The 7,788-nt window shown below is 42.8% G+C and carries 6 protein-coding genes; 1 reads left to right on the plus strand and 5 read right to left on the minus strand.

What is annotated here, in order from left to right; genetic code table 11:
• Positions 1 to 58: 58 nt before the first annotated feature.
• The 5 genes from C8N29_RS16135 to hsdR form a co-directional block, all read right to left on the minus strand.
• Positions 59 to 580 carry an AAA family ATPase gene (locus tag C8N29_RS16135; RefSeq protein WP_107867101.1) on the minus strand — a complete coding sequence of 174 codons (522 nt, stop codon included), beginning with the start codon at positions 578 to 580 and terminating at the stop codon, positions 59 to 61.
• Between the two features lie 12 nt (positions 581 to 592).
• On the minus strand, positions 593 to 2,347 hold the full coding sequence (locus C8N29_RS16140; protein WP_239987201.1) for a restriction endonuclease subunit S: 1,755 nt from the start codon (positions 2,345 to 2,347) through the stop codon (positions 593 to 595).
• Positions 2,344 to 3,384: a PDDEXK nuclease domain-containing protein gene (locus C8N29_RS16145; protein WP_107867102.1), complete on the minus strand. Its 1,041-nt coding sequence runs from the start codon at positions 3,382 to 3,384 to the stop codon at positions 2,344 to 2,346. Before C8N29_RS16145 ends, C8N29_RS16140 begins: the two co-directional genes overlap by 4 nt.
• 2 nt (positions 3,385 to 3,386) lie before the next feature.
• Entirely contained in the window at positions 3,387 to 4,856 is a 1,470-nt protein-coding gene (locus C8N29_RS16150; protein ID WP_107867103.1) for a type I restriction-modification system subunit M, read from the minus strand.
• 65 nt (positions 4,857 to 4,921) lie between these two features.
• A complete protein-coding gene (gene hsdR / locus C8N29_RS16155) occupies positions 4,922 to 7,306 on the minus strand; it encodes an EcoAI/FtnUII family type I restriction enzme subunit R (protein ID WP_107867104.1) in 2,385 nt (794 codons plus the stop codon).
• Between the two features lie 312 nt (positions 7,307 to 7,618).
• On the opposite strand from hsdR, the gene C8N29_RS17455 reads away from it, so the two are divergent.
• Positions 7,619 to 7,788, plus strand: a 170-nt coding sequence (locus tag C8N29_RS17455; protein WP_146164493.1) for a WGR domain-containing protein, incomplete at its 3' end; no start/stop codon positions are given.

The following is a 7,788-nucleotide window of genomic DNA, read 5'->3' on the forward strand; positions in this document are numbered from 1 at the left end:
GTCACTAAATTTTGATGTCTTCATGCAGAATCTCCTGCGTTTATCCTACGAGAAAATTCTACTTTTGAAAGCGGTTATTTTTAGGGATGATTACCGTGGCAGGCTGCATCAGCAACATAGATAGTAATAGCTCTTTATACTCAGGGCCAATTCCTATAAAAAAACGAGCTTCGTCTATACTGGCCTGCCTTATTCGCTTACGAAAAGAAGTCTCATATTGCTGAATAAGACCTGCTACTGTCTCATTGTGGCCTGAATAGTAGATGAGTAAATTTTCAGGCAAAGGAGTTTTACCAAGTGTTTTTCTTTCTACTCCATTTATAAATAACTTATCAAAAGTCCAAGTCAGCTCTATATTATCGCCATTAATTTCGTAATTAAGTCGATAGCTAAAATTAATACTCCTATCGCGTTCGAACTCTATCAAATGACGAAAAATCTCTATGACCGCCTCAATCAAATTAGATTTACCTGAACCATTCTTCCCGACAAAAACCTCAATAAAACTATCACCCTCAAAATCCATTGTGAAATTATTTAGATTTTTATAGTTACTGATAAATACTTGCTTTAGTCGCATAAAAAACTCCTTTTAATTAATTGCTTGCGTTACCAAAACATCCGCCAGTTTTTGTTGTAGCTGATTGGCGGTGGTGATGCGCGTTTTGAGTTGGTCGCATATTGCCATGAGTTCATCGACTTTGGCGACGATGCGGTGTTGTTCTGCTAGGGGTGGGATGACCATTGGCAATTCCTTTAATTTTGAAGCTTTTATTCCTGTAGCAGTCATTCCAGTTGCTTGCTCATATAACAGCTCCTGAAATGGCTTAGACATCATCAGCAATTTAAGAAACTGAGCCATTTCTGGCAAATGAAGCTGTAAACAAATAACCCTTTGAGCCAATGCGAATTTTTCAGTTATATCAATAATAGCAACATTACCCAACGGTGCTTCGGTCGTGAATAACATATCGTTAACTCTTGGAAAGCCACGAGTCATCCATTCATGGTATTCGGCCTCCGAGACAAACTCATAAGGTTCTCTAGATATAAATCCAAAACGAACATTTTTAGCCGTAATCAATGGGACACCTGAATCAATCTTTTCAGGAGTTCTGCCACGATAATCTATAAATTTTGCCAGATTACCTAAACGGTAGTAATCCCAACTAGAAGGCAACAATAAATATCTTTCTGACTCATCTATATTTAGACTGGCTTGAGTCTTTAACCCTTCACCTTGCACCAACCGTGCTTTTTCAACCTGAATCCGTTTTAACAACTCACTCGCAGGCTCATCATTAGCATCTTGCGGTACAAGTTTGCCCATAACGGCCAGTTGCAGCAGGGTTTGTTTAAGCGCATCAATACTAGACTCGGTGTTAAACAAAGTATCAAAATTGGCGGCAATGCGTTGCCAGCTTTCATTAAACTCTGCGGCATCTTGCGACTGAGTGAGTGTGTTAAGTAAATAACTGACCAATTTTTCATGCGCGACAATGGCGTTGCTGTGTTGGTTTTCGAGTTGGTCGCAAAGGGTCATTAGCTCATCGACTTTAGCGACGATGCGGTGTTGTTCTGCTAGGGGGGGTAGTGGAAATGGATTTTCCGAAACAAACTCTTTAGGCACTCGCTTTTGTCCAGCTGTACCCGTCATTTTCGACTCCCCCACATAAAGAAACTGTGGAGCTTTAAAGTAAATTAAAATATATCTAGGCTCAAATGTCGGACCAAATGGTCTAACAACATGTAACTCCGTTGTTCCTGCACCAATCCCATTTATCAGCCCAGAAAATACAGCAGCCTTACTATTCTCAAAACAAGGCGTTATTTTCGCCACGCCAATGTCACCCTCAGCAAAATGTGTAAATCCTTTTTTTAACTCACTCCATAATCTAGTTTCTTGTTCATGCTTGCCTGTGTGAGATGTACTAATGAGCGTCATAGGTACGAATGAAACTTCCAAATAATCATCAGCATCATTTCTAGGGTTGATTTGAGATACATTTCCAAGCCTCACCCACTCCCACCCCATCGGCAATTCAAACGGCTTTTCATCATCCCCAATTTCAGCCAATGGCTTTTGCGCCTTAATCTTCCCCTCTTTAATCAACTTGGCTTTTTCAGCTTGAATCCGTTTTAACAATTCACTCGCAGGCTCATCACTCGCATCTTGCGGCACCAACTTCCCCCGCACCGCCAATTCCAAAATCAACTCACGCAGCTTTTTCACCCCATACACACTCGCCGCACTACCCGAAGCCCGTCCACGCCCCGACTTCTTCTCGTTATCTGCACCCGTCCAAATAGCTAAATGCTCCGTAATTAACGTTTGAATCTCACTCACTGTACATCACCTACTGGATTGGCATTTTCTAACACGGCACGGTCACGTTGTAACTCTGCCTGTAACTCGGCTTCGGAAGGTAAAAACGCACGATAACGACTAGCAAACAATTGTTGGCTATCGGCTAACAGCGAATACTTAGCCACCGCTTCATTGCGTTCGGAGCAAAGAATTAACCCTAATGTCGGGTTATCGCCTTCGCCTCGGTATTGCTCCTCAAAAACACGAACATACATATCCATCTGACCAACATCTTGGTGAGTGAGTTTGCCCACTTTGAGGTCAACCAATAAGAAGCACTTGAGCAAATAATTGTAAAAGACCAAATCGACAAAAAAATCATCGCCTTCCACGCGCAAGTGTTTTTGCCGTGCGACAAAGGCAAAGCCTTTACCTAGCTCCAACAAAAAGGATTGTAATTGCTCGAGCAAGTTGGTTTCTAATTCTTTTTCATACAAAGTGGCACTTGGTTGAGCACCAATAAACTCAAGGATATAAGGGTCACGAATAAAGTCACGAGGGTCATTTGGCGCGTGTTGATTAACCAGTGCAACCGCCTCTGTCCTGACGGCTGACTGATCTTGGCTTGATAATAGGCGCTCATAAAACAAGGTGCTGACTTGACGGTCTAAGGCTGCAACGCTCCAGCCTTGACTGACAACTTCATTGGCATACCAAGCCCTTGCCACTGGGTCTTTGACACGCATCAAAATGCGATAATGTGACCAACGCAATTCTCTCCATGCCGTGGAGAGAATTGGAAACTCCAAATAAAACTGGCGGTAACTCCATAAACTTTGTGGTGAAAAGCCCTTGCCATATTCAGCACTGAGTTTTTGTGATAACTGTTTGAGTGTTTGCTTACCATACTCCGCACGCGCCGCACCGCCTTGCTCATCCTCAACAATCAAACGGCCAATGTGCCAATAACTTTGCACCATGACATCGTTAACCACATGACGCACTTGCTGTTGCGCGCTATCAAGGATTTGGCGAACTTGCTCGTAAAGTGGTTCAATACTGACTAGCTTACTCATGACTATTCCTCACCCCGCAACGCCTGCGTTAAAATCCCTTTTAACTGATTGCGTAAACTGGCCATGTCATCTTGCATCGCTTGATATTGCGCTAACAAGACTTCAGGGTCGTGAACTTCTAATTCACCCACATGCGGATTCTTGCAATCTAGGTTGTAGTTACGTGCTTTAATATCGTCAATACTGACTTTCCACGCTTGCTCAGTCTCGACACGCTGCTTAAAGCCATCAGCTTCATCGCCCCACCATGCCGTTTCGGTGGCAAACTCTTCAATCTTCATCGGCTTGGTTTTGTTGTAGCTCTTTACACCATCTGGATAAGGATGCTCATAAAACCAAATATCAGAAGTTGGTGTGCCTTTAGTAAAAAATAGCAAATTGGTTTTAATACTTGTATAGGGCGCAAAGACACCATTCGGCAAACGGACGATAGTGTGTAGATTGCATTCGGTGAGTAGCTTTTCTTTGATGCGCGTTTTAATGCCTTCACCAAATAAAAAGCCATCGGGCAACACCAGTGCGGCGCGGCCATTACTTTTGAGCAATTGCATAATCAGCACTAAGAACAAATCAGCGGTTTCACGGGTGCGGAATGCGTTAGGAAAGTTGGTTTCGATACCATCTTCTTCCATACCTCCAAACGGCGGATTGGTGACAATCACATCAACACGTTTTTGTGGTGTCCAACTAATTAGCGGATACGACAACGTATTGTCATGGCGAATGTTGCTGGGTACATCTATGCCATGCAGAATCATATTAGTGGTACAGAGCAAATGCGGTAAGGGTTTCTTTTCTATGCCTAAAATACTGCTTTGCAGCAAGTTTTCATCTTCAACAGTTTTAACGTCTTGCTTACGGATATGCTCAATGGCGCAAGTTAAAAAGCCACCCGTACCACAGGCAGGATCCATCACTTTTTCACCTAAGCGCGGATTGCTCATACGCACCATAAACTCAGTCACGGCGCGTGGCGTATAAAACTCACCCGCATTACCTGCCGCTTGTAAATCACGCAATAATTGCTCGTACATATCGCCAAATAAATGACGCTCGCTGGACTTGTTGAAGTCTATGCCTTCTTGCAATTTGTTAATGACTTGGCGAATCAGTTGCCCCGACTTCATGTAGTTATAGGCATCTTCAAACACCGAGCGAATAACATACGCACGTTGGTCGCCGCCTTTGGCTTCTAGCATTTGCAACGTGGGAAACAAGTCGTTATCTAAAAACTGCTTTAAGGCTTCGCCAGTCATGCCTTCGGGATTGGCTGCCCAATTACGCCAACGGTATTTTTCAGGCAGTGGCGATTGATAGTTGTCTTGTAGCAGTTCCCACTCGCTCTCGCGGTCATCAAATATTTTTAAAAACAACATCCACACTAATTGGCTTAAGCGTTGGGCATCGCCATCCACGCCCACGTCTTTACGCATAATGTCTTGGATGGATTTAATGGTGGAGGAAATACTCATGGGTTTACTAATCTATTCTAAGTTAAAAAATTTAGGGGCAATTTGACGACTTTTAGCGGCCAATATCAAGCGTAAAGATAGCCTTCAAGCTCATGCAATGCTGCCATATACGCCGATTTACCACCAAAAGCAGACACTAATTCACTGGGACTGCCCATACTTTTAAACGGATCAAGAGTAAGCACTTTAATATCTTCGATGTTTTCGATGCCTGTATCTGCGTATTTATCCAATAAAGTTTCTAAGACTTGCCGTGCTTGTTCACCGTACTTGGTAAAGTAATTGCGTTTTTTGACTTTGTCAGCACGCTCACGGCGCGTCAGGGGTGGCTGGTCAAAAGCAACATGACAAATTAAGTCAAAGGCATCAAAGCCTTTGCCCACTTCTTCAGCTAATGGCTCAAGCATTACGCCATGTTGTATTAACTCATTAAGAATAATGGCTTTACGTTCAGCATTGCTCCATGTCCGCAAAAAAGCATCTAAGGAGGAGTAATCTTTACGAATCGCTTTGCGCGTATAGTCCTTTAACGACTCAGTAATCAACTTACCCTCAGAGCCGTAATACTGCACTCGTTCGCCTATCACATGGACGGTGACATCACTCAAGACATATTTGATACGTCCGCTATTGACTTCCTCATCATTTATTTCGCCATCATCCCCGTAATCACCGTTGTCGCTGCATGTGCCACCGACTTCCTCACCACTCTCAAGCGTTTCGCCATCAAGGTCTTCTTCATCAGGAGGAACAACCGAATCATCACCCTTCGGTTCGTAAATCATCACAGGCTCGCCATCAAAGGCAGGGTCAGCAAACAGTTCTGTGGCTTTTTTGAAATCCATAATGGTGAACCAATACTTGCCAAAATCCTCATTGATGCGTGTACCACGTCCAATGATTTGCTTAAACTCGGTCATGGATTTGATGTGCTGGTCTAGAACAATCAATTTACAGGTTTGAGCATCAACACCTGTGGTCATTAGTTTGGAGGTAGTAGCAATAACAGGATAGGTTTCTTCGGGATTGATAAAGTTATCCAGTTCGGCTTTGCCTTCTTTTTCATCGCCCGTAATCCGCATCACGTATTTACGATTAGCTTGGACCCGTTCAGGATTAAGATTGACTAAGGCTTGGCGCATCCTTTCGGCGTGGTCAATGTCATCACAAAAGACAATGGTTTTGGCAAAGGGGTCAGAAGCATTGAGAAACTCGGTAATTTTCTTTGCCACTAGCTCGGTACGTTTTTCTAAGACTAAGATACGATCCATATCGATTTGGTTATAAATACGGTCTTCAATCAATTGGCCATATTTATCGGTTTGATTTTGGCTGGGTCGCCAACCTTGCAAGTCCACATCAATATCAATCCGCACCACTTTATAAGGTGCAAGAAACCCATCTTCAATGCCCTGCTTTAGCGTATAGCTATACACAGGGTCGCCAAAGTAATAAATGCTCGATACATCTTTAGTTTCTTTAGGTGTGGCGGTTAAACCAATATGGGTAGCATTGCTAAAATAAGAAAGCACATCACGCCAAGCAGAATCTTCTGCTGCACTCCCGCGATGGCATTCGTCAATCACAATCAAGTCAAAAAAGTCGGGCGAAAACTGTTTGTAGATATTTTTCTCTTCTTCACTACCTGTCACCGCTTGATAAAGCGATAAATAAATCTCGTAGCTTTTATCAATTTGGCGTTTACTGATTTTGGTCATCGCCGCGCCAAAGGGCTTAAAGTCATTATTTTTGGTTTGATCGACTAAGATATTACGGTCAGCCAAAAACAGAATGCGTTTTTTAGTGCCTGACTTCCACAACCGCCAAATGATTTGAAAGGCAGTATAGGTTTTACCTGTGCCTGTGGCCATGACCAATAAAATACGCTGCTGATTTTTAGCGACTGCTTCGATGGTGTTGTTGATGGCACTGGCTTGATAATAACGCGGAGCGCGACCTGTACCGTCATCGTAATACGGCATTTCAATAGTGTGTTGTGCTTCGGTGGAGGCCAAACCCTTCCATTGGCAATACTGTTGCCATAGTGCGCTGGGTGAAGGAAAGTCATCTAGGGTAATTTCTTTTTCCGTTTTATCTGACAAGCCTGTGCGGTCGTGCATCAAAAAGGCATCACCATTCGAGCTAAACACAAACGGCACACCAAGAGCTTCGGCATAATTCAAGGCTTGTTGCATCCCTGCACCAACACTCAAGGTATTTGCTTTGGCTTCAATAACAGCAAGGGGAATATTGGGCTTATAATACAGCACATAGTCGGCACGTTTTTGCTCACCCCGTGTATGGAGCTTACCGCGTACGATGACACGCCCTTTGGTAAAGCTCACTTCTTCACGAATTTGAGTATGCAAATCCCAACCCACGCCCATTAAAGCGGGAGTGATGTATTTCGAACAAATATCTCGCTCTGACAGGCTTTTTTTATCAACCATGAGGGTACAAAATCCTTGTTTATTTTTACTTAACACAATGAAAAACAGGCATAAATGAACAAGTCAACTATGGCATATCAGGTCTAAAAATTCAATTATGAATCCTCTGTTATACAATATACTAGGAGGAGTTATTTTCGGTTAAATGATGTTATTATTCATTAAACAGTGACAACGCTCATTCGCTATAAACGACTCATGGCTTCCTCTTTTACCTCTCAAGTTATACGAATTATTGGTGATACTTTACAACAATAGTGATTAATATTTGTACACAAAAGAAGTACTGTCTTAATTTCTATATAGACAAAAATAGAACCTACTAGAAGCTGCCACCGCTTTTATGCGATTTCATTGGCTAGTGATTTGTTTAATGCTTATGTGGTGTCGTGTGAATGGGGACGTATTGGCGCTAAAAATTTTAGGCGTAAAGTCGCTGTATTTAACTCTGTTGATGAGGCAATGACTCAGCTCAAGCACGA

Origin of the sequence: Agitococcus lubricus (assembly GCF_003051055.1) — a bacterium.
Classification (GTDB): domain Bacteria; phylum Pseudomonadota; class Gammaproteobacteria; order Pseudomonadales; family Moraxellaceae; genus Agitococcus; species Agitococcus lubricus.